Origin of the sequence: Paenibacillus sp. EKM10P (assembly GCF_011800655.1) — a bacterium.
GTDB lineage: Bacteria > Bacillota > Bacilli > Paenibacillales > Paenibacillaceae > Paenibacillus > Paenibacillus polymyxa.
On record NZ_JAALET010000001.1, the window covers coordinates 212,706 to 238,348 of the forward strand.

A 25,643-nucleotide genomic window follows, 5' to 3' on the forward strand; every position below is an offset into this window, starting at 1 on the left:
TTTTATATAATTACTAGATAATTAGTCTTACATATATTGGTCAAGCATGCTTTGATTACATATTACAAAGAAAGCTGGAGCGATTATGGAATGTAAAAAGATGATCATGAGAAAAATGGCAGCGGTTATTCTGATTTTCGCTTTAGTGGCAGCATGTATTCTGCCTAATCACGCGGAAGCCGCAGCAGGTTTGGATCAAGCCACGACTCAACGTCTAGAAGCATTTATTCATGAGAAAATGCAGGAAGGTCATATCCCCGGAATGACAGTAGTGGTGGTTCGGGGAAAAGAAACGGCTTACCTCAAAAGTTTTGGGTATGCAAATGTGGACAAGCAAGCTCCTGTTACACCTGAGACAAGCTTTGAAATTGCCTCTTGTTCTAAAGGATTCACAGCACTTGCCGTACTGCAGCTACAGCAGCAGGGTTTGTTGAAGCTGGATGATCCTGTTTCGAAGTATTTTCCATGGTTCCAAGCCAAGTACAAACACCAAAATGTCGAGATTACACTACGACAGTTGCTACACCACTCCAGCGGCATTCCATGGTATACGATTACCGACATTCCGATCTCCAACCGCGTCGATTCACTCGAACAGGTCGTGAGGAATGTGAATGGCTTAGAATTACATAACCGTCCTGGCGAACGCTTTGAATATGCCACCATTAACTATGCCATCGTGGGAGCTGTCATTCAAAAGGTCACAGGGCAGCCTTACGAAGATTATATGAAGGCCCATATTTTTCAGCCATTGGGTCTGCATAAGACCACTCTTTACCCCACAGAAGCCGCACCCACACTGGCAACAGGCTACAAGAACGGCTTTTTTCAAGCACGTGAATATCAATCCCCTGTCTTTAGGGGAAATCGTCCTGCTGGTTATATCATGATGGACGGTAATGACCTCGCTACCTGGCTCAAGTATCAACTGGGCAGCCTGAAATCTCCCATGACTCCATTAATTATGGAAACGCATGCGCCTGACCGCACTGTAGCTCCCAGCAAGTTTGATATGTCGTCTTATGCTATGGGCTGGGCTGATTATCAAAGCGGAAATGGAGAGGTGTCGAAGGCGGGTTTAAATCCGAATTTTTCTGCATATATGGTTTTTCGCCCTCAAGATCAGCTCGCTGTAGGGATCATGGCGAATAACGGTACCACTTTAACGTATATTACGGGTCACGGTCTGATGGATATTTTACGAGATCGTCAACCTGTGTCTCCGTATGAGCCGGATCAGAAAACAGATAATGCATGGTCCGTCATTACGATTATGCTGGCATGTTATGTGCTGGCTGTAGGAGTTCTGCTGATTACAGTTGTACGGGACATCATCCGCAAACAACGTGTTTATAAGTCTTTGAATCCAAAAAAGCTGCTTACATGGCTGGTGTTTTTACTTTGCAGTACACCGTTTTTGTATGGAGTTTATCTGGTTCCTACTGCGATGCAGGGGGTTTCCTGGACAACCGCGATTGTCTGGTCTCCGTTTAGCTTTCCGTTTGCGATCGGGGCCTTGGGCCTAGGATTGCTCTTGAGCTTTGTCTACTTGGTGCTGGGTACGCTTTTCCCTAACGCAGATGAAACTAGACGTTCGCTTCCTTTGTTGGTGATGATGAGCTTGCTGAGCGGTGCGGCGAATGCCTTTGTCATTTTTATCGTCAATTTCTCGATTGGCAGCGAGATTCCGCTCAAATACCTGCTGTATTATTTCGGGCTGGCGCTGGCAGTATATATTTTCGGCCGCAAGCTGATTGAAACCAAATTAGTGAAGATCACCTATAACATGATTTATCGAAAACGGATGGAACTCATTCAACGAGTGCTACACAGCTCTTATGACAAATTAGAGCGCATGGACAATGGCAAAATTTTAGCCACTTTAAATAATGATACGGAGATGGTCGGTTTCTCGGCTAATGTGGCGGTCGGATTCGCAACCAGCTTGCTGACTGTCATCTGCTGCTTTGTTTATCTCGGTACGATTTCGTTTTGGGGAACAATTCTCTCACTGGTCGTGATTGCGGTGATTGCCGCATTTTATAGCCTTGTCAGCGGTACAGCTAACCGTTATTGGGAAGAGGCGAGGGATACTCAAAACGTATATTTGGGATTTATCGATCACATGCTCAAAGGCTTTAAAGAGCTTAGTATGCATGGTCGCAAAAAGGCGGAGTTCGGGAGCGATATTCAGGATAGCTGTGAACAGTATCGGCAAAAACGCTCGGTGTCCCGTATTAAATTTACCAATGCGCTGGTGCTGGGCGAAACGCTGTTGATTTTAATTTTAGGTGTAGTAACCTTTGTGTTCCCGACGATTTTCCCGAACATAAAGGATTATACATTAATTCAATTTGTTGTCGTGTTTCTTTATTTGATTGGACCGATCAACGGCTTGTTGCAGGCTGTGCCGGAGTTGTTCCAGATTCGGACCTCATGGCGAAGAATTAAAACCTTTATTGCGGAAATGCCAACTAATGACAGTGGAGAAGTACATGATACTGCGAGTGGGGTAGATGAAGAGGTTGCTGTGGAACGCATTGGTTTTCACAATCTTAGCTTTGAGTACAGCAACGTGACTGGAGAGTCCAGCTTTGTGGTCGGACCTATTACACTGGAGGCCGCTAAAGGACAGATCATTTTTATTACAGGCGGCAACGGCAGTGGTAAAACAACGCTTGCCAAGCTAATGACCGCTCTTTACCCGCCACAAACGGGAAACATCACGATCAATGGAGAAGTCATTGACCCACGTACCTCGGGCGAGTATTTCTCCACCGTGTTCTCTGATTTCCATTTGTTTGAGCGTTTGTACGACATTGATTATAAGGAAAAGCAATCTGACATTGAGCGTTATCTGAAAAGGCTGGGATTGGAGGATAAAGTAACGGTTAAGGATGGATATTTCAGCACGCTCAAGCTTTCTGGCGGCCAGCGGAAGCGGCTTGCGCTATTGATCTGTTATCTGGAGAATCGACCTGTATATTTGTTTGACGAATGGGCTGCGGATCAAGATCCAGAGTTCCGAAAGTTCTTTTATCATACACTTCTGCCTGAAATGAAGGCGGCAGGCAAAATTGTGTTCGCCATCACGCATGATGACCATTATTTTCATACCGCAGACCGCCTGCTGAAGATGGAAATGGGACAGATGAAGGAGCTGGAAGTACTGAGTGCTGAAGTTAGTGGCTCATAACCAATCCATTCAAATTTATAAAAAAGTGTGGGCTTAAACATGCAAAACTACATTGTTGTCAAAGGCGCCAGACAGCATAACCTGAAAAATATCTCTTTGCGGATTCCGCGTGATCAATTGGTCGTCTTCACGGGAGTAAGCGGCTCAGGGAAATCGTCACTAGTGTTCAATACACTATATGCAGAAGGACGGCGACGCTTAATGGAGTCGCTGTCCGCATATGAGCGAATGGGCTTGCGAAAAACGGAAGATGCGGATGTGGACTTGATCGAAGGACTGTCTCCGGCAATTGCGATGGAGCAAAAGACGTTGTCGCGGAACCCAAGGTCTACGGTGGGAACATTGACCGAGCTTTCTTCTTATGTGCGGTTATTGTTTTCACGAACAAGTCAGGCCGTTTGTCCCTATTGCCAGGAAGCATTGCCTGTTCAAAGCAGAAAGAAAATCACAGAGCAGGTGCTCCAATATCCATCTGATACATCTATTGACGTATATGCGCCAATTCTTTCCATGCCACATGGCGGGCCTGTAGCGTTGCTGAAGGAAATACGAAAAAAGGGCTATACCCAGTTAAATTGGAACCAAAAATTGCTGGATGTACAGCAAGCAGAAGTTTTGTTCTCCAGCATGTCTCCACAGGTAGTACACCTAGGAAAAGAGTACAACCGGCTGGAGGTACTGGTTGGTCGAGTGACGATTTCAAATTCCGTGGAGCAAGTCAAAGATATTCAAGTTCTGGTAGACAAGGCGCTGGATGTGGGAGACGGATGGATGCAAATTCGACCTATGGTCGATAAACGATCTGCATGTACTCCAAACTCCGGGTGTTGCCGTTGCGGAATGATGGTCAGTGAAATCTCGGCAGGAGCTTTTTCATCCAATAGTCCTCTGGGTGCTTGTCCGACATGTACAGGACTTGGCACACATTATGAAGTGAATCTCGAACGTGTGATTCCTGATCGATCCAAAAGTGTGGCCGAAGGAGCGATCCACCTGCTTGGCTGGCAATGCGAGAAAGAGAAATTTCATAAAAATCGAAAAATTTTAGAGGGACTGGCGACCCGGTATCATTTTGACCTGAATACGGCGGTAAAAGACCTGCCGGATGAGGCGTTACACGCTGTGCTATACGGTACTCAAGGAGAAAAGATTGCCATTGAGAACCCTGCTACAGGTGGCAAGCCGATGCATGAAAAATTTGCAGGCATTGTAAATCTCATTTATGAGCGCTTCAACGCTAATGCCAAGGACGAAATGAGCGCCATGAAAGCGGAAGATAAGGAAGTCATGAGAGAACAAGTGTGTCCGAGCTGCGGAGGAGCCCGTTTGAAGGCAGAACGTCTTCTGTATCGTGTAGGGGATCAAACGATCCGTGATTTTTCGAATATGCCGTTAGTTGAGCTGCATGCATACTGCGATGAACTACTGCGAACGGCCCCCCGATTTTTCCAGAGTCTTGCGGCTGTCGCACAGCCTATTTTACAGGAAATGAAGACTCGTCTGGCGTTGCTGCTCGACATGGGACTGGACTACTTAAGTCTGAACCGTCCGGTGACGATGCTCTCGGGTGGTGAATCGCAGCGCATACGCTTAACGACTCAACTAAGTTCAGGACTGATGGGGATGATCTACATTTTGGATGAACCCAGTGTCGGATTGCACCCGAAGGATACCGGCAAAATGATAGCCATGCTTCACAGGCTACGGGATTTGGGAAACACCATCTTGGTCGTCGAACATGATGAAGAGATTATGGCCCAAGCGGATTATCTTGTGGATATTGGACCTGGTGCAGGAGCGCTCGGTGGTGAAATTGTGGCACAGGGGACGGTGGAACAAGTCATGAGCAATCCCAATTCTTTGACGGGACAATATTTGGCCGGCCGGCGAGGTATTCCATTGCCCTCAAGGCGGAGAAAGGCTCGTGACGGGAAGTATCTGGAGGTGCTGGGAGCGAGGGAGAATAATCTACAGAACCTGAACATACGCATACCGCTCGGTTGCTTGGTTTGTGTCACAGGGGTATCCGGATCAGGGAAAACCACGCTGGTTCATAACGTTATATATGAAAAATTGCGTGCTCACCTGGATGGTAAGCCTGCATATCTGAAGCACGATGTAGAGATGAAAGGAGAAGCGTCGATTGATCAGGTGATTTGTATCGATCAGAAGCCAATTGGACGAACATCGCGATCCACTCCGGCTACCTATGTGGGGGTGTTTGACGCTATCCGTAAGTTGTTTGCCAGGACTGAAAGAGCCAGACAGCTGCAACGGAAGGATGCACATTTTAGCTTCAATTCACCGGGTGGACGCTGTGAAGTTTGTTCAGGACTCGGGGTGATCGTCACTGAAATGCAGTTTATGTCTGACGTTGAAATGATGTGCGAGACGTGCCGGGGCAGACGCTACAGCGAAGATATACTGGCCATTACATATCAAGAGAAGAATATTGCGGATGTATTGGAGATGAGTATTGAAGAAGCTGCAGTTTTCTTTGCTGACCAGCCTGTTATTTACAGCAAGCTGAAGCTTATGAACCAACTGGGTCTTGGTTATATGAAGCTGGGTCAGTCTGCAACGACATTATCTGGCGGGGAAGCCCAGCGTATTAAGCTGGTGGAGGAGCTAGGTCAGTTAAAAAAGGTGCGCAGCCAGTTATACATCTTGGATGAACCGACCACAGGCTTGCATCCTGACGACATCCAGCGCCTGCTAACCATCCTTCAACAGCTCGTAGATGAGGGTAATACCGTCCTCATCATTGAACATAATCTACATTTGATCAAAACGGCAGATTATGTGTTGGATCTTGGTCCCGAAGGAGGGACCAGAGGTGGACAGCTGGTGGTGGCTGGAACCCCTGAGCAGGTTGCAGCCTGTGTGCATTCCCATACCGGCTCATTTTTGCGTAATGTCGGGATGGATTTCAACGAGGACGAGGTGAGAGCATGAGTAACAGATTGGACCATTTACGAATTCTTCCGACAGGCCCCTTAAATTATTATTTGCAAAAGCGATACAACGATCTGCCATGGGTGCACAAGTTTGGCTTGGATCATATCAAGGTGAAAGGTGATTTTCTGCTCATTCATGCGTGGAAGCCTGGGTATGTGAAGCTAACACGGGAGCAGGCGAGTCACTTCAAAGCAGCCATTGAAAAAGGAGAGAATGCAGAGGACAAGCTTCCTAAGTTGCCGGAAGCCTGGTTAGTGGACGGGGAAGATGAACCTGATGTAGAAGGACTCTTGGCTAAGGTTATCGTGCCCGAGTTGTTTGAACTTCTTTCCCCGGAAAATCTTAAAGAGGACGTAACCAGTCCGCAATCCATCCGGTTAAGAGCTATTTTGGAGCAGGTCGCTGAGCATGTACCTGTTTTTCCAGCCATTCAGAATCCCTATGAGCTGCGTCGTTTTCTGGAGGTCGTGAAGCTCCAAAAGCCTAAAACAGTCGTTGAGATCGGGACAGCCAGCGGCGGCGTATTTTATTGCTTAAGCCAACTGGCCGACCCGGAAGCCCTGCTCGTCAGTATTGATTATCCGGGTGGACCGTATGGAGGCGGTCAGGATGACAATGAGGTGCAGCTTTACTCCAGTTTCGGCAGCGCGAAACAGCAGTTTTCTTTTATTCGCGATCGTTCATTTCACTGCTCGACCAAACAGGATTTGAAAAAGGTTCTGGGAAATCGCCAGATTGACCTTCTATTTATTGATGGAGATCATTCCTACGGTGGTGTGAGTTCGGATTTCCGCATGTATCAAGAGCTGGTGGCACCGGGCGGCATGATTGCTTTTCATGATATCAGCATGCGACCTGAGACGTGGGGAAGAGGATACGATGTTGGTGTTTTTTGGGACGAAGTGAAACAAAGTTATCCGTCCTTTCAGGAATTTGTAGACCCAACAGGCTGTCGAGAACCGTTTATCCGTCACCCGCAAGAGGGACTATTCGCATATGGGATTGGCACTATCATTCAAATGTAAGGGGGAACAACCATGAGCCACCGTCCATTGAACAAAACACGTGTGGAGGATGTTATTGGTTTGACTCCCATGCAGGAAGGGATGCTCTACCACTATTTGCGGGACAAGGACACAGGAGCTTATTTTGAACAATACAGCTACACGCTACGTGGCCAACTTGATCTGTCTGTCTGCTGTGAGGCGTGGAAATGGACGATTCAACAGCATGAAGTGCTGAGAAGCGTATTCCGCTGGGAAAAGATCCAGAACCCGGTTCAGATTATCCTAAAAGGACGCGTACTATCTTTCGCTTTCCATGACCTCACAGAAATGGAGGAGATGGAGCAAGAGACGATAATACAGGAACTGCGCGCGGCGGACCGTGCTGTAGGATTTGACCTGTCCGAGGGTCCACTACTGCGGATTACAGTGTTTAGGCTAATGCATGATCGTCATATCATGATGGTCAGCAACCATCATATCGTGATGGATGGCTGGAGTAATGGCATTGTGCTGGGTGAGTTTATCCGCGCATATCATACGCTGCGTGCAGGCCGAGAACCGGAAAAGATAAGCAAGCCGCATTTCCGAGAGTACGTGAAATGGCTTGGAAAGCAGGATAAGAGCGGAAGCAAGGCATTTTGGCAAGCTTATCTGGCTGGATATGAAGCTCAGCCCCTGTACCTGCTTAATACCACTTCTGCCCCAAAAATAAGCGATACGGCTTGCGAATCGTATATATTGCCGCCAGATCTGGTGAGTGAGTTGGAAGTTGTCGCGAAGGAAGAATCGGTAACGATAGGTACCCTTTTTACAGCGGCTTGGGGCGTTCTGCTACAAAGGGTTAGCGGTCGGCAAGACGTGCTTTTCGGCACAACAGTATCTGGCCGCTCCAGCAGCTTGCCTGGAATTGAACGAATGGTAGGTCTTCTGATGAACACGGTTCCTATGCGGTTGCAGTCTGGGAATAGCGATACGCTGCAACAAGCGCTGCTCGATGTTCAGCAAGCGAGTATAGCGAGGCAGCCTTACGAAACAACACCGCTTGTGGATATACAGTCTTACGGAAATTTCAGAAGCACAGAGCCTCTATTTGATACATTGCTCGTGATTGAAAATTATCCGCTGGAGATCAATCGACAAAGTGAATTGACCTTGGAATCCTTTGCCGGGCATAGCGTAACGGATTATTCACTTCTAGTGAGTATTCATCAAAAGGAGCAAACAGCCATCCAAATGTTGTATCAGCCTTCAACATATGAAACATCGACAATAGAACTCTTATGTGAACGTTATGTCGCTTTGCTCAGGCTGATGGTTACAGAAAGAGATTGTGCTATTCAGGATATTCACTCCTTGACGGAGATGGAAAAGGGACTGCAAGAGGTCTGGGCGATTGAATTTGATTATAGCCCGGATACTTTGAAAAGGGGTGTATGAAGATGAGAAAGCCGAAGGACTGGGAACAAATGGATTCCTATCAATGGATGACTACGAAGGAAACTGCCCACTATTACCGACTCATTGCTAATTTAATGAAGGAAATTCACGCCAAAATTCCGGATGAACAGTATCATTTGGACAAAGTAGCGACAGAAACGGATATTCGTGAGGAAAACTTTCAAGGGAAAAACTACCAACGCGCAGTCATGTATTTAATGTCGAACGGATGCGAGTGGGCTCTGAAAAATGGAAACGGCTGCACCATGTGCGGTCATTTAGCCAAGCAAACGCGCAAAGACGGCCCTCTATCCGCCCATTATTATTTGGAGCAATTTCGGAAGGAGTTCAATCGGATTGATTTTACCAAATATCCTTTACTCAATCTGTATAATAACGGCTCCATCCTCAACGACAATGAAGTTCCAGCTGAAGCATTGTGGGAGATCATACGCATGGTTGGGGAAAAGCCCGAAATCAAAATGCTGGTTATTGAAACCAGACCCGAGTTTGTAACGAAGGAAAATATGGCGGAAATTAAGCGCCTTTTACCGGATAAGCATGTGGAAGTCGCCATGGGACTCGAAATGATTGATGATTTTTTGCGGTATGTATGCATAAACAAGGGCTTTTCATTAAAACAATTTGACAAGGCCGCCCGCTTGGTGACTCAGGAGCTAAATTTACGCAGCTATGTGTTGCTGAAGCCGCCTTTTATTACGGAACAAGAGGCTATCGAGCATGCCGTACAAACGATTGAACATGCTTTTGAGATCGGTACGACGACTGTTTCACTGGAAAGCTGTACCGTACAGGATTATACACTGGTTCAGTATTTAAGTGATCAAGAGGCCTATAAACCGGCATGGCTCTGGAGCATCGTTGAGGTGGTAAAACGGACGGCGCATTTGGGGAAGATCATCGTCGGATTATTCCAATTTTATCCTTCTCCTGTCGGGGTGCCTTACAATTGCCCGCAATGCAGTGATCGAGTGATGGAGGCGTTGAAGGAGTATAATCACACTCTTGATCCAAGCGTTCTGGAGCATCTGGATTGCAGCTGCAAGGCGGAATGGGAGAAAGAATTGAAGCACGTGCATCCTCCTTTTGAGGAGAGATTGAGTATTTTAAATAGTGAATTAATCAAGTAGTCCACCAATTAAAGATCATGTGGATTCGTCAGCTCATGAAGGCCGGGAACGGTTGACAGAGAGGGGAGTGTGTATGAACAAGAGTACGCATCTGAAAGACCGGATCATTGAAGAATATTGGATGAAAAAATGGTCTCAAGATCTGCCGCGGGAATTATTGCCTGTAAGCAAAAGCAAGTCTAACTATCAACCAGGAGCACGCAGGGAAACGCTAAAACGGGTTATTCCCAGGGAGACAATCCGCCAACTGGATCAAATGTCGAAAGGTTCAGAGCTGGGACGTTTTATTTTGTTCTTGACGGCGCTGTCTGGGCTGCTTCATCGCTATTCGCAGTCAGAAGATATATGTATTGGTACGACGACGCTTGTACAGGGCCAATCCGAGCCAGGGAGTCTGCTTTTTCTCAAGCCTCGGGTTCAAGGAAGTCGAACGTGGCGTGAGCTAAACGAAGACATGAAGGCCGAGTTTTCCCGAACATTGAACCATCAGGCCAATTCTTTGTCCCTTCTCTATGACAAGTGGACATCTCTTCATGGGAGAGAGCTGCAAGCACTGTGGCAACTGGCATGTGTGGATGAGGGATTACAAACGGCGGTCGATGACCTGGATCGATTCGATCTGATAATCAAGCTTGTACCGAACGAAGAAGAAGGTCGGATACTGCAACTCGTTTATCGACCTGAGGTGTACTCGATGTCCTTGATTGAATCCTTTGCTGCCAACTTGCTGTATGTTCTGGCTCAATGGCCTAAGAAATCAGCGGTTTCTCTGGAGGATGATGCGGCAAATATGCTGGCTCCACAGCAACGAGAGCTTCTAGTAAAGGGCTTAAATCAGACGGCTGTAGAACTGACGGATGTGAATATGCTGCATCAGTTGTTCGAAGAACAGGTGGTACAAACGCCTGAGCAAGCTGCTGTAGTCGAAGCAGAATATTGCATTAGTTACAGAGAGCTAAATGCAAGAGCCAATCAACTTGCCCGTGCTTTACAACGTCATGGAGTGGGTCCAGATGATATTGTCGGCATCATGACTGAGCCGACGGTGGAAGTTATCGTGGCAATCCTGGCGGTACTAAAGGCAGGAGGGGCGTATTGTCCGATAGATCCGGCGTTTCCAGCAGAGCGGGTACAGCAGCTTTTTACGGATAGTCGGATGGAGTTGCTGATCTCACCGCCACAGTATGTGGATGCCCATCCTTTTCAAGGAACAGTGCTTGATCTGTCCAATCCCGCCTTCTATACAGGCGAGACGTCCAATCTGCCAGTTCAAGGCAGACCTGATCATATGGCGTATGTCATATATACATCAGGCTCGACTGGAACGCCCAAAGGCGTGATGATAGAGCATCGACATATTGTTAATCAATTGGCTGGGCTGAAACACAGCTATGATTTCCATGAACAATTGAGACATATTTTGATGGCTCCATTCACATTCGATCCTTCTGTGCAGCAGATTTTTTTGCCTTTAGCTACCGGAGGGACACTGTATCTGGTTCCAAAAGAAGCCAAGACAGATCCAAGCGCCTTTTGGGGATTGGTACGGAAGGAACGGATTAATGTGTTAAATACCGTACCTTCACTAATGGAAGTGCTGTTGGAGCAGGCACCGGATATTGAGCATCCCTTTGCTTTTATCATCATGGCAGGTGAGGTTTGTAGCGGGCAACTGGTACAGCAATTACGCGATAAGCTGAACATAGACAAGCTGTTTAACATTTACGGCCCGACAGAAGCGGCTATTAATACGACTTTGTATGAATGCCAACCTGTAGAGCAACGGGCAACTCTACCCATAGGCAAGCCGCTATTAAATTATCAGGTGTATGTTCTAGATCCACAGCAACGCTTGCTGCCCTTTGGGGCGATTGGAGAGCTGTTCATCGCTGGAGCTGGATTGGCGCAAGGATACTTATACAATCCACGCTTGACGGACGAACGCTTTGTGCCGAACCCGTTTGGAACCCAAGCAGAGCGGATGTATAAAACAGGCGATCTGGTGAGATGGTTGCCAGACGGTAATCTGGAGTTTGTCGGCAGGTCGGATGACCAGGTTAAAATCCGAGGGATGCGTGTGGAACTGGGAGAGATTGAGTCTCTTCTCAGAAGTCATCCGTCTATCAAAGAAGCGGTGGTCATCCCGCATGGATCAGGGGAGCACACCGAGGAACTTGCAACCTTTTATACATTGAAGAGGCTGAAGACCTCGAAAGCATCTCCGTTAGGAACCAATGACATCCAATTGTACCTGAAGCAATATGTACCGGACTATATGGTTCCGGCACATGTAGTTTGTCTGGAGTCCATGCCTGTCACGGTAAATGGCAAAGTGGATAAAAAGGCGCTGCCTTTGCATCGGATTGGAGTAGTCCATACTCGTGCATATGTGGCACCACGTAATGAGTTGGAGGAACAACTGGCGGATATCTGGAAGAAGTTGCTGTCCGTGCCTGCCGTTAGTGTGGAGGACAGTTTTTTTGAAGCAGGTGGCAACTCGTTGTCTATCGTGCGACTGCAAAGCAGAATCCACCATTTACTAAAGACTCAGCTGACCATTCCGCAGCTTTTTACACATCATACGATCGCGATGCAGGCCAAAATCATTCAGTCCGGCGGTGTGGAGAAACCTATCAAACCCCTTGGCGAAATGGATACAAGACGGCAACATATCCACAGGGCTGAGCTTGGGGCCAAGGGAAGACACGGTGATGTTGCTGTGATTGGCATGGCTTGTCGTTTTCCCATGGCGGACAGTTGCGATGCCTTCTGGGACAATCTGTGTCACGAGGTGGATGCTGTTCGCGACATTCCAACTCATCGGTTACAGGATATAGTTCATGGTTCAGATAATGTAGCTGGACAGTTAGGGCAGTTACCGCAAGGGGCATATCTGGAGCGAATTGATGGCTTTGATGCATCGTTTTTCCATATAGCTCCAAATGAAGCACGAATGATGGACCCACAGCAGCGCCTGCTGTTACAAGTTGTTTGGGAAGCAATGATGAATGCGGGATACTCGGAAAAAGCGGTGTACGGGTCGAAGACGGGAGTATTTGTAGGAACAGGTACACCGCAATATTTGGACCTGATGCCACAGATTGAGCCCTCTGCTATACCGGGGAATTTACAAGCTGTGATTGCCGGAAGGATTGCTTATGTCTTTAATTGGACAGGCCCGGCAGAGGTCATTAACACGGCCTGTTCCTCTTCACTCATGGCTGTGCATCATGCGGTACAGGAGATCACGTCTGGTAGCTGCGAAATGGCCGTGGCTGGCGGTGTCAATCTGTACCTGTCGATGGTAGATGAAAATCTCTTCAACATGGGAATCGCAGCGCCTGATGGCAAGACGAAAGCGTACGACGCATCGGCGGACGGTACAGGTGGTGGCGAAGGAGTAGGTGCTGTTGTACTCAAGTCACTGGAGCAGGCCGTGGCTGATGGTGATTATATTTACGCAGTGATCAAAGGAAGCGCGGCTAACTCGGATGGGCGATCCAACGGAATGACCGCTCCTAATGCCGCTGCGCAGGCTGATGTGATTGAGGAAGCCTGGAAGCGCGCGGGGATTGATCCAGAGACAATTTCATATATCGAGACACATGGAACAGGCACCAAGCTAGGCGATCCTATTGAAATGGAAGGCATTGCGCGGGCTTTTGGACGCTATACAAATCGTAAACAGTTCTGTGCGGTAGGATCGGTCAAGAGCAATATCGGGCATCTGGATTCAGCAGCAGGGATTGCCGGGTTTATGAAGGCAGTGCTGGCCATGACCAAACGTCAGATTCCAGCATCCCTTCATTTTAAAGTGCCTAACCCGCATATTGATTTTGTCAATTCTCCGGTTTATGTCGCTCCGTCACTTCAGGAATGGATGCCTGAATGCGGGATTCGTCGTGCAGGTGTAAGCTCATTTGGTCTGAGCGGAACGAACTGCCATGTTGTATTGGAGGAATATACGCTCCAAAGAGAAGCTCCGCCTCCGGGCGAAGAATATTTGTTCACTTTGTCTGCCCGGACCGAACAAGCGCTCTACGCTTATGCCGAGAGGTTTGCGGCTTATTTGGGAAATAACCACGAAGCTTTGGCAGATATTTGTTACTGCACCAATATCAGTCGTGGAAACGATGCTTATCGTTTGGCTACCGTCGTCAGCTCGCAGGAAGAATTACAGCGTAAACTCAAGCTGTTTGCAGAGCAGGGCGATCAAAATGCGGCTTCCATATTACTAGATCGCGAACGAATATACGTAAATACGATAGGCAAAACAGGGGGAAATCCAGCGCCGTACAGAGTCCAGCCTGCGGAATCACTGGAACGTTTGGTGGAGGCTTATATGCAGGGCAGTGAGCTGGAGTGGGATGACTATTATCGCGGACAGAACCGGGTGCGTGTCCCTCTTCCAGGCTACCCGTTTGAAGAGAAGCGCTACTGGGTTGAACCTAAAGTTCAGCAATCACCGGATGTACCAGCCAGTGCGGAATTGATCGCTGACACACAGAAGGGAGCTCCCGATTTCTGGCAGGCTACCGAGATGGTTTTTCAATTCGGTGAACGGTTATTGGAGGAGAGCGGATTCGCGGTAGTCCAGGGATATAAAGAGGCGGTTGATGAATTTGCGGCCCAGCTTATCATCGAACTATTCAGGCAATGGGGGACGCTCACAGAACCTGGAAAAGTATACAAAGAGTCTGAAATGCTGCATACGATAGGGATCACCTCCACATATCAGCGTCTCTTCCAGTTCATGCTGCGTTTCGTAGAGAAGCAGGGCCACGTACGCTTGGACGGTGAAAATATCATGCTGACCGTTGAACAGTCTGTTCCCGACCTGTCGGTGTTATGTACCCAATACATCGAGCAATATCCGGCATTTGCTGGAACCTTCAAGGTGTTGAAGTATTGTCTGGACGCCTATCCGGCTGTGTTAACGGGGAAAAGATCGCCTTTGAGTGTACTGTTTCCCGATGGCACACCGCAATTTCTGGCGGGCTTTGCCAATCAGGGACGTACCCTGGGCGATCTGTGTGAGACGATGGCGCTGGACGCATTAAAGCAGCATATTTTAGCACAAGCGGGAAAACGACTCCGCATTCTGGAAGTCGGGGCTGGCTCGGGAACGGTGGGTAAGGTACTTTTTCCAGTCATAGCAGGTCTCCAAGTGGAGTATTGCTATACCGATTTGGGACGAGGCATCATTTTGGAAGCACAAAAGCAGTTTGCAGCGTATCCGTTTGTTCAATATCAAACTTTTAATATTGAAGAAGATCCTTTGACGCAAGGCTTTGTGCCGGAACAGTTTGATATCATTATTGGTCTGAATGTGATTCATGCCACGAGCCGTTTGCGAACCTCCTTGTCCCAGTTGAAAAAGGTACTTGCCCCTGGTGGAGCCCTGTTTATGATCGAAAAGGTGCAGAACGAGCCTGCGGAAAATCTCGTGTGGGGAATGACAGAGGGATGGTGGCTGTTCGAAGATCAGGATATACGAAAGGATTCTCCACTGGTTCCGACGGAAACATGGGAGCAGTTGTTGAAGGAAGAGCAATTCACGGAAGTACGGACCTTCCCTGTGCGTTTGCCAAACCGTACTAAGGCTGAGACCGCACTGATTATCGGTCGAATGAGTGAACAAGCACAGGTGAGTACAATCGAAGATTTAATGTACCGTGTTCGCTGGACTCCAAAAGAACTGAAGAAGACAAGAGAAGGTGCACTAGTTCAGGGAAACTGGCTAATCTTTAAAGACAAGCTGGGAATTGGTGACGAGCTGGCGCTTCGCTTGACGCATTCTGACCATCAAGTGGTGACCGTAGAGATGGGGCAGATGTTTGAAAAACAGAGCCATCATCAATACACCATCCGGGCGGGTGTAGAAGCAGATTACCTTCAACTCATGAGTGAACTGAGACAACGGAATCAGCGCTTGAACGGTATCGTTCATCTCTGGACCTGCACAGATCCCCCTTCAACTCCAGTCAATATTGAAACTGTTGATGTTGCTTTGGAGTCAGGTGTTTATAGCCTTTATTTTCTGACAAAAGCATTACTGCATCAGGGCTTACATGAAACGTTCGATTTGCGAGTGGTTTCGAACTTTACACAGCGGATTTCGGATGAACAGTATATATCACCTGAAAAATCTGCGATTCACGGTTTAGTGAAGGTTATTTCTCAGGAGCATCCACAATTGCAATGTTTCGGACTGGATGTTGATACGATCCACCACACGAGGGAGCAAGTTGCGGATCTGATCATGACCGAGCTGCAAGAAAATAAAACAGACTCGTTCGTTGTCGTCCGTCAGGAACGATATATCCAAGGCATGGCCCGTCTGGAATCGGACATGGTAAGCACCCCGGATACTCGGAATCATCTGAATACTCCACCTCGGCGTTCCGTCACCATTCGTCCGGGTGCGGTGTATATCGTGACTGGTGGCGCAGGAGGCTTGGGGCTGGAGGTCTGCCGGTATTTGTCCCAGCAAGCTCCGATCCATCTGGTCATTCTGAATCGGACGGAGCTACCGGAAAAAGAGCATTGGTCACAAATCATACATGATCCGGTGGAAAGACAAGCTGATACTGCAACTTATCGTAAGTTGTCAGCCTTTGTAGATATGGAAAAACACGGCTCACAGGTCCATTACTACGCGGGAGATGTGTCTGATTTTAGGCAGGTGCAGCTGATTTTTGAAGATGTGCAAGCTCGTTTTGGCCCCATTAAAGGAGTGGTTCATTGCGCAGCAGCTAGCGGCGATACCAGCCGTCCGCTGGAAGTTCAGAATAGGGATGACTTTGGGAAGGTACTTTGCCCCAAAATTCATGGCACGTTAGTACTGGATAAGCTTCTAGCTGAGCGAGAGACAGATTTCTTCGTTCTCTTCTCTTCGGTAGCTTCGCTATGGGGCGGAGCTGGCGGTGGGGATTATGCGGCTGCCAACAATTTTATGGATGCCTTCAGCGCACAGCGGAACATGCGGGGGCAAACGACGTTGGCAATCAACTGGTACGCATGGGAGGGACTTACAGGACCAGGCTGTATGGATTATATGCCTGTACCGGATGCACTGGCTGCTTTCCACATGAGCTTGTCTTGTCCGCTGGATCAAGTGGCTATTGGCAAGTTTGATACACAGAAGCTCCGTGAATGGGCGCCGATGATGAAAATTCAGCTTGCACCGGATATGCTGACGGATCGACGACGAGCTGTACCGCAATCCACTAAGGAGGTAGGAGCTCCGTCATTCGTCAAGCCTAACCGTTTGGTGACAGATGTGAAGGTCAGTCTGAAAGGGAAACCGACAGAACCTTACACAGAATTGGAACAGCAGATTGCTCAAATTTGGGCCGAGGTGCTGGGATACGAGGAAATTAATGTGAGTCAACATTTTTTTGAAATTGGTGGGGATTCCCTGCTTATTTTAAAAGTGCTGAGTCTTCTGAATGAACGGGTTGATCCTGAAGTGGAGGCCGGAGACCTGTTCTCATACGGTACAGTTTCACAGCTGGCGCAATTTATAGAAGGCAGGCTTGCTGCCAGTACGAGAGAAGTGATAACCGAAGGCCCGCAATCATCGGTCAAAGCTTCTGACCTTGACCATGCGGATGAGGATTTGCGGAGTCTGATCAAGCGGGTAAAGGAGGACGCTATTTCAGTGGATGAGGCTATGAAAGGATATGAAAGCATATGAGGGATACGTTTGTTGAAGCCATTTTGCAGCTTGTAGCCAAACAGGAATTATCTGAAGAGCATGCGTATTCTCTGATCAAGCAATATCAAGTTCAGCTCAAAGCTGCGTCATCGTCTGCAGTCCACGAGGGGATAAACCGCAACAGGGATATAGCCATCATCGGCGTAGCTGGACGATTCCCGCAGGCAGATACCAAGGAGCAATATTGGAACAATCTGGTTCATGGTCTGAATGGGATACGAATGTTTCCAAGCTCACGTTTGGAGCAGATCCGACCTTTTTTGGATGAACACAATCAAGGGCCGTATATGCCAGCAGGTTATCTAGACGAAATTGATACGTTTGACGCTGCATTCTTTAATATCCTCCCAGGGGAAGCCAAATATATGGACCCGCAGCAGCGTATGTTTATGGAAACCGGTTATGAGGCCATTGAGGATGCAGGTTATGGCGGAGAACGTATCCGTGGCTCACGGGTGGGCGTATATGTCGGCTATAGTGAAGCGAGGTACAAGGAGCTGATCGAAAGTGATTCATCCACCGCTTTTGTCGGGAATTTTCCGCCCGTGATCGCAAGCCGTCTGGCTTATGCCTTGAATCTATCTGGGCCTGCACTCAGTGTAGCGACCGCCTGCTCTTCCTCTCTTGTCGCTTTGCATCTTGCATGTGAAGGATTGCTTGCTGGAGATTGCAGTATGGCTTTGGTGGGCGGAGTAGCCATTGGCGCTTTACCCACCAGATTGGAACCGGGAGGGCTTGGGATCACCTCGTCGCAAGGACAATCACGCAGCTTCGACGCTGATGCCGATGGTACGGGATGGGGTGAAGGTTGTGGCGTTGTTCTAATCAAGCCATTGGGACAAGCTGAGAAGGATCACGATTATATTTACTCGGTGATTAAAGCAAGTGCTATCAATCAGGATGGTGCTTCCAACGGATTGGCATCCCCGAATGCCCGAGCCCAGGAAGAAGTGATTGTAGAGGCTTGGAAGCGTGCAGGCATTGATCCGTCGACGATCTCTTACATTGAGGCTCATGGAACAGGGACCAAAATTGGAGATCCGATTGAAATCAAAGGGATTACAAATGCTTTTCGCAGGTATACGCAAAAAAGACAATTTTGTGGAATCGGCTCAGTCAAAAGCAATATCGGTCATCTGGATTCGGCCTCGGGCATGGCAGGGCTAATTAAAATGATTCTGGCTTTACAGCATAAAAAACTTCCGCCTACCCTGCATTTTGCGTATCCCAATCCGTTGATGAACTTGCATAGTTCTCCGGTCTATATTCATACAAAGCTAGCTGATTGGCGAAGTGAGGACGGGATTCCGCTGAGAGCGGGTATCAGTTCATGGGGATTAAGCGGTACAAATTGTCACGTGGTGCTGGAGGAGTATCCGGTCAGCAGGCCCTCATTATCATCGTCCTCCGATGTACCCTGCAGTGAGGAACGAGTATTTACGCTTTCGGCATATAGTGAGGATTCACTGCGAAGATTGACTGCCCGATATATTGATTTTTTGGAGAGTGACGATATTCCGTCTTTGGAAAATATCTGTTATGTCCTGAACACGGGCAGAGAGCATCATGCTTATCGATTGGCAATTCCAGTTTCGGATCGGATCAGTCTTTGCTCAAAGCTGCGCCAGGCTTATAACGCATTGGTCTGTCAGGATGGAACAGGGCTGGAGCAACAGGGGATTTTTTGCACTATATATAGCGAGCCCCTGCCCCTGGCAGAAATGACGCTGGATACAGATGCACGAATGATTGCCCGGCGATATGTTAACGGAGAGAACAGACGCTGGTTGGAGGATTATTCGGCAGACGGATGTGCCAAAGTTCCTTTGCCTACATACGCCTGGGACAAGCAGCGCTACTGGGTAGAGCCGCCGATCGAACGTCGAAGCCGTGGTCGTAACGAACAGTTGCCAGCCTATAACGAAGTACGTGTTTCCTTTCGTGATGGGTATGTTCCGACGGAAACGGAAGACAGGCTGGCACGCATTTGGGGACGGATTTTGGGTATTGACGAGCTGTCTATAGATGCTGATTTCTTCGAATTGGGTGGAGACTCACTGCTGGCTACGGATCTGATTACAGCCATCAGTCAGGTGTTCCACACGAGAATTACATTGGTTGATTTGTTTGGACACCCTTGTATTCGTGAGATTGCCAAGCTTGTTTCAGGAGGAGAAACAACGGATTACCCGTCTATTGAACCAGTGTCTCCACAAGCATTTTACCCCGTATCCAACGCACAGCGGCGTCAGTTTATTCTGAAGCAGCTGGCAGAAGATAATTTGAGCTACAACATGCCCGGAGCGGCTATGATCACTGGGCGTTTGGACGTGGAGCGCTTAAAAGACGCATTTGCTGCGATCATTCATCGTCATGAATCCTTTCGGACAGTGTTTGATGTCGCAGAGGATGAAATTGTGCAAATTGTTCTTCCGGAAGCTGAGCTTGCGATATCACTGGGAGTGGCTTCAGAAGAAGCCGATGTGCAAAAGCTGATGGAAGAATTTGTACAGCCGTTTTCCTTGGGAGAGGCGCCTTTACTTCGTGTATGCTTGCTGCGATTAACGGATCAGCGTGATGAAGAGGACAAGCATTTGCTGATGTTTGACATGCATCATATTGTTTCAGATGGTGTTTCCATGGAAATCCTCATTCGGGAATTTACCAGTCTTTATAGCGGGCAGAGCTTGCCACCGCTACGTATTCAGTATAAGGACTATGCAGTATGGCAAAATGCTTTTCTGCACAGCGAGCAGATGCTCCAACAGGAGAAATTTTGGCTGAAGACGTTAACGGAAGGGCGGGAGGCAGGACTACCGATTCTGAATCTGCCCAGTGATTATCCACGGCCGCCTGTGATGTCTTTTGAAGGGGGCATGTATTCGTTCACGATTGACAAGGTAGCTGCTGACCGCTTGCGAGCCCTGGGACAAGAACACGGGGCTACACTATATATGACGCTTCTGGCTGTATACAATGTGCTGCTGTATCAATACACAGGGCAGGAGGATGTCATTGTAGGTTCTCTCATTGCTGGAAGACGTTATACGGGGGTAGAGCATACGATAGGTCTTTTTACGAACTATTTGCCTATTCGTAATACTCCGGCAGGAGAGCGCTGCTTTACAGACTTTTTAAAGGAGGTGGCTCATCGGACTATAGCTGCGTATGATCATCAGGATTATCCATTTGAAAAGATGGTGGAGCACCTGGATCAGAAACGTGATCTTTCGCGCAACCCTATTTTTGACACCATGCTTATTTTACATAATCAGGGGATGCAGAGGACCCAATTTACGATGGGAGATGTGACGCTGGACATGGTGGACTGGGCCAAACACAGCTCAACCATGGATTTGAAGCTCGACATTTTTCAAGGGATGCAGGGAGAGCTAAATTGCACCTTTGAGTATTATTCCCGGTTGTTTCACCAACAGACAATCACTACACTTGCAGGACACTTGCTCAGCCTGATCGACCAGATTCTGGACCAGCCTGAACAAGCTTTGGCGGAGTACCGGATTTTTTCACCTGAGGAAGCGGACAACATGAAGCGGAAACGACGAGCAAAGGACTCCACTTTTGCGATTCCTCCGATTTGCCCTCCACCAGTGACTGAGTGGTATCCTTTATCTTTTTACCAAAAGCAGTTATGGCGACATCGGGGATCAACTCCTCATGTGATCGTTCGTGCAGCGTGGACAGGCAAGGTGGATCAGACGTTATTTGTCAGGGTATTGGAAGAACTGCAAGCCGAACACAGTACGCTCAGAATAATCTTCAGGGAAGAGACCTCCGAGCCGACTCAGCAGGTGAAGACACATCTTCCGTTGGATTACACATTCACGGATGTCATAGAGGAGGATGCAGCTTCTTGGGCGGATTCTAGTGTGGCTGACGAGTATCGTAACCCGTTTGAGCCACGACAAGGGCCGCTGTATCGGGTGCGCTTGGGGTGTGACAACAACGAGCGGTGCCAATTGATCGTGGCTGTTCATCCATTACTAATGGAATGTCTGGACATGAAAGGGTGGCTGGAACGACTGTTTATCCGCTATTCCGCCGCTGTTACGGATTCAGTAGTGGATGCAGTCCACACGTTTCAGCCCATACCGCAGATTGACTTTACCTATTGGCAGCATCAGTTGTTGCAGGAAGGATATTTGGAGCCGCAAAAATCGTACTGGACCGAAGCTTTACGAAATCCGCTTCCTCAAATCGGGTTGCCGTTCAAGCGGGGAGAAGATGCTTCTGCAACGTCTGAGTGGGATTCCGTCGAGTTGACCCTCGCCACACAGGAGGCCGAAGCTCTGCACACTTTTGCCTCCAGTCATGATAGTAGTGTTACGGACATTTTATTCGCCTGTTATTTCCTGCTGCTGCGGCAATTGACGCAAGCGGAGGAGCTTTTGATCCATGTCGTTCATCCCGAGGGACATCCGGTGCAGGGGAGCGAAACATCTTTACGTATCCAGCATCCTGTGCCAGTCAGAGTTTCAATGGAGGGGCTTTCGTCGTTTAATCCTTTGCTAGACAAAGTGAAGGACAAGTATCAAGCCGCACTTCAAGCCGTTTTATATCCGTTTCATTTGCTGCTGGACCCTAATGTATTGAAGAGCGGGGCGGAGTATTCCACCCGTTTTAACGTCATCTTTTGCGAAGAGGACTGCACGAGCTCTTTACCTGTGGTAGGGGAAGTGGGATTACGTGTATATCCCTCAGAACCAGCAGCACTGCAACTGTCTGTTGTGAGATTAACAACCGGACTGACCTGTTCCCTGAGGTGGAATACCGCTTTGCTGGAATCTTCCTATGTTCACTCTATGTTGGAGAGGTATCACAAAATAATCAAGACCATTGCGGGTAGTGTGTCTAGCCTGTCCAAAGTATCCCATTAACGTGCGTTTCATTCAAAGGAGGCAATTACAAATGGAATTGAGATCATCTATTGAATTTTACGACAATCGGTTTTTAATGTTCGTTCTGGATCAAATGGCTTATGAATTTGAGAAAAACGGCTCCAAGGAGGTCATTCGGATGACCTTGGGAAAATCCGAGCTACCTTTGCACGAGGATATTATTCAGTCGATGAAGGATGCATTAGATACCTTTGAAAAAAGCTCGCTTGTATTCCCACCGGGCTTGCCGGAATTAAAGGAAGCATTGGCGGAGGAATACAAGAAAACCTACGATCTGGACATTAATCCCAACAATATCTTGATTAATGTGGGCACCAGTGCCTTGTTCCGGAATTTGTTTTATTTATTAGCGAAAGAGGGGGATGAGGTTCTGCTGCCGCGTCCGTATTATTCCCTATATCATTTCTGCGCTCAATTGGTAGGGGCGAACGTTCGCTACTATGATATTAATCTGGATACGCTAGCACTCGATCTGGATTCCTTTAGGGAAAACTTCACGGATAAAACCAAAATTGTGGTGATTAATTCACCTGGCAATCCGTTAGGCAATATTTTAACGAAAGAAGAACTGTACGCCATTGATGAAATCATCGACGGACAGGCTGTAGTCATTAATGATGAGATTTATGCCAATGTTTGCTTTGATGAACGAAGCACCTCGGTACTGGAGCTGACGGATACCAAATCAGCTTTTATTACGACGAATGCTTTCTCCAAAGGATACCGGATGTACAGTCGGCGCGTTGGCTACTGTATCGTTCCTGACGAGCTGGTCACACCGCTTACGGTCATACAGCATCATACCTTGTTGACAGCCGACCCTGTCGTGCAGTTTGGCGCGCTGGAAGCATTGGCGCATCCCGAAGAGATTGAGCAACTGGTCAGCCTGTACAAAGCAAGACGGGATTATACGGTAGAGCGGTTCAATGAGGTTCCACTCGTACGTGCCATTCCTGCTCAAGGCAGCTTTTACTTCACACTCGATTGTGAAAAGTACATGGACGAGCACGGCATTGAGACGAGTTTGGAGTTGGCGGAACAAATTATGAGAGCCAAACAAGTGGCGACAGTGCCGGGTTCTGATTTTGGATTACCGAAAATGCTGCGCCTGTCCTACTCTACAACGCGATACAACGAAGGCATAGACCGATTAGTGGACTTTTTCACAAATAGCTTGGTAGGTCAATCGGCTGGATCTGCTGCAATTCCGGTTCAGGAGTAGCTCCTATGGATCTAGATTTTGATGCATTTGAAATTCTATCGGCAGATGAGGAACGCGTCATTGCGGAGATGAATCAGACCAGCAAGGCTTATGAGGAACAGCTGACGATTCCTGATTTGTTTGTCCGTCAGGTCGCGAAAACCCCTCAGCATACTGCTATCGAAGAATATGGTTCTTCCATCACATATGCCGAACTGGAGGAACAAGCGAACCGAATGGCCCGCCTACTGTACGCAGTAGGTGTGCGGCCTAACCAGCGGGTAGCGGTGGTAGCGGAACGGGGAATTGAGCTTTTGGTGGCTGTTTTCGGTGTATTAAAAGCAGGGGCGGCCTATGTACCTATTGATCCGGATTATCCGAAAAAACGGATTCAATATATGCTGCGCGACAGTGCCTGCAGTGTGCTGATCACCGAGTCTGCCAAGCTGCAGACGATGCTGGAAGATTTGCCGGAGAGTATGACGACCGCTGTCTGCCTCGACGAAACAAAGGTGCAAACAGATAAGCTGACTGTGTATCAACGATCGGATTGGGAGCACCAGGGAAAGGCTTCTTGGCACTGTCCTGCCTGTGAAAATGATCTGGCATATCTGATTTACACCTCAGGCTCCACGGGAGATCCCAAAGGAGTCATGATGACGCATAAGGCTGTGCTGAACACGCTTTTTTGGTTGCAGGATACTTTCTGTCTGGCCGCAGCAGATGTGATTGCGCAGAAGACTTCCGCCAGCTTCACCGACTCGGTATGGGAGTTCTTCTGGCCCTTGATTTATGGAGCCAAGCTGTCCATTTTCAGTTCAGATACGGTCAAAGATCCACAAAGGCTCTATGAACAGCTGCGAGATGACAAGGTTACTATTACCCAGTTTGTTCCAGCCCAGATGAGTCTCTTTTTGGATGCGATTCCGACCGATGAGACAGACCATCCGCTGCCGGAACTAAAGTGGGTATTCAATGGAGGCGAAGCCTTGCTCGTCAATGGGGTGCGAGACTGGTACAGCACGTTCCAGGAAGCCAAGATTGCCAACATTTACGGCATGACCGAGTCAGCTATTTATGCAACCTGTTACCTGATTGACGCATCTCCGGCTGAAGGTGAGTTGAGTATTCCATTGGGCAGGCCGCTTGCGAACACGCATGTCTATATTTTGGATAAGGAGGGGCAGGTGTGCCCCTTTGAGGTCAAAGGCGAAATTTGTATCGGCGGCATTGGTCTGACGGCGGGGTACTGGAATAAGCCGGAAGCCACTGACAAGGCTTTTACCCAGCATCCCAAAACGGGCGAAAGATTATATCGTACGGGAGATCTGGGCTTGTTACGACCAGATGGCATCCTGGAGTACAGCGGACGTAAGGATGATCAGGTTCAGGTGCGAGGATATCGCGTAGAGCTGAAAGAAGTGGAACGGGCTGTATCTGTCTTTCCAGGGATTAAGGAAACGGCTGTAGTTGCCCAAACTGATGAGTTTGGTGTAACCAATCTTTTATGTTATTTTACATCGCTGGAAAAAGGGCTTGAAGTGGATGATCTGACAACTCACCTGCGTGAATTATTGCCTGAGTATATGATTCCAGGATTTTTTATGGAACTGCTGGAGATGCCGCTTACTCCTAACGGAAAGATTGATCGCAAAAATCTGCCACAGCCGGAGCGGCGAGTTCATCGTTCAACCGCATATGTGGCGCCCCGTAACGAGAGAGAACATATGCTGGCCAAAATCTGGGCCGGAATTTTAAATATAAGTCCAGAGGACGTCGGCATCCATGACAGCTTTTTTGAAATCGGCGGCAACTCCATCTCGATTGTTCGACTGCATCGTAAGATGCAACACGCGCTGGGCAGCAAGGCGACGGTCGCTGAGCTGTTCTCCTATCCTACGATTGCGGCGTATATGAATCATTTTGAAAATCAGTCCAAGGATGACGAACAACTGGATCAGGATCTCATGAGCCTGCTGGATCAAATTGAAGATGGCTCACTGGATGTAAGCCAGTCTATACGGGCGCTGGACCATCTGAAGGAGGGATAACAT

General features: G+C 48.1%; 9 protein-coding genes. All 9 read left to right on the forward strand.

Going from position 1 to position 25,643, the window contains the following annotated elements:
• Positions 1-106 precede the first annotated feature (106 nt).
• The 9 genes from HFE01_RS00870 to HFE01_RS00910 all read left to right on the forward strand — a co-directional run bounded on the left by HFE01_RS00870 (position 107) and on the right by HFE01_RS00910 (position 25,640).
• On the forward strand, positions 107-3,196 hold the full coding sequence (locus HFE01_RS00870) for a cyclic peptide export ABC transporter (protein WP_243208113.1): 3,090 nt from the start codon (positions 107-109) through the stop codon (positions 3,194-3,196).
• Between the two features lie 39 nt (positions 3,197-3,235).
• On the forward strand, positions 3,236-6,151 hold the full coding sequence (uvrA, locus tag HFE01_RS00875; protein ID WP_107734054.1) for an excinuclease ABC subunit UvrA: 2,916 nt from the start codon (positions 3,236-3,238) through the stop codon (positions 6,149-6,151).
• On the forward strand, positions 6,148-7,179 hold the full coding sequence (locus tag HFE01_RS00880) for a class I SAM-dependent methyltransferase (protein WP_107734053.1): 1,032 nt from the start codon (positions 6,148-6,150) through the stop codon (positions 7,177-7,179). Before uvrA ends, HFE01_RS00880 begins: the two co-directional genes overlap by 4 nt.
• A gap of 12 nt (positions 7,180-7,191) precedes the next feature.
• On the forward strand, positions 7,192-8,598 hold the full coding sequence (locus HFE01_RS00885) for a condensation domain-containing protein (RefSeq protein ID WP_107734052.1): 1,407 nt from the start codon (positions 7,192-7,194) through the stop codon (positions 8,596-8,598).
• A gap of 2 nt (positions 8,599-8,600) precedes the next feature.
• Complete coding sequence (locus HFE01_RS00890) at positions 8,601-9,749, forward strand: archaeosine biosynthesis radical SAM protein RaSEA (protein ID WP_016821281.1); 1,149 nt, start codon at positions 8,601-8,603, stop codon at positions 9,747-9,749.
• 73 nt (positions 9,750-9,822) lie between these two features.
• On the forward strand, positions 9,823-17,448 hold the full coding sequence (locus HFE01_RS00895) for an amino acid adenylation domain-containing protein (protein WP_167438297.1): 7,626 nt from the start codon (positions 9,823-9,825) through the stop codon (positions 17,446-17,448).
• Positions 17,445-22,367 (forward strand): condensation domain-containing protein, encoded by a 4,923-nt coding sequence (locus HFE01_RS00900; RefSeq protein ID WP_167438296.1) that lies wholly within the window; start codon positions 17,445-17,447, stop codon positions 22,365-22,367. Before HFE01_RS00895 ends, HFE01_RS00900 begins: the two co-directional genes overlap by 4 nt.
• A gap of 31 nt (positions 22,368-22,398) precedes the next feature.
• Positions 22,399-23,610, forward strand: a complete 1,212-nt coding sequence (locus HFE01_RS00905) for a pyridoxal phosphate-dependent aminotransferase (RefSeq protein WP_019686386.1) — start codon at positions 22,399-22,401, stop codon at positions 23,608-23,610.
• Positions 23,611-23,615: 5 nt separating this feature from the next.
• Positions 23,616-25,640, forward strand: coding sequence for a non-ribosomal peptide synthetase (locus HFE01_RS00910; protein ID WP_025364241.1), 2,025 nt, complete (start codon positions 23,616-23,618; stop codon positions 25,638-25,640).
• The last annotated feature ends 3 nt before the right edge of the window (positions 25,641-25,643 follow it).